This window comes from Idiomarina sp. Sol25 (genome assembly GCF_033052775.1).
GTDB lineage: Bacteria > Pseudomonadota > Gammaproteobacteria > Enterobacterales > Alteromonadaceae > Idiomarina.
In genome coordinates this window covers 1-308 of record NZ_JAUPEW010000081.1, presented here as the reverse complement: position 1 = coordinate 308, position 308 = coordinate 1, and the positions used below count along the sequence as shown (strand labels likewise).

Sequence of the window (308 nt, the reverse complement as noted above, 5' to 3'; positions counted from 1 at the left end):
CAGACGGACGTCAAAGAAGTGCTGCAGCGCACGAGCCGCTAACCCAACCCAAATTTATCAACTCAATCAGCCCGCCAGCGGGCTCTTTTACCATGGAGACATCCCATGAAACTCATCACTGATTGGAAATCCACCCTCACCGGTGCCTGGTCGATCCGCCTGCTGATCTTGGCGGCGGTGATCTCGGTGCTGCCGGTGTTCATCGCCCTGGTCAGCCCGGATCTGTTGGGGGTGGATCCGCTGATCTTTGCTGCCATCGCTGCCGGCGTGAATCTGATCGCCATCCCGGCGCGGGTTCTGGTGCAGCC

Annotated in this window: 1 protein-coding gene; it reads left to right on the top strand. The window is 59.7% G+C overall.

Annotation, left to right across the window (positions count from 1 at the left end):
* Window positions 1-105: 105 nt before the first annotated feature.
* On the top strand, window positions 106-308 hold a 203-nt coding region (locus Q5L94_RS13560; RefSeq protein ID WP_317498887.1), incomplete at its 3' end, for a hypothetical protein.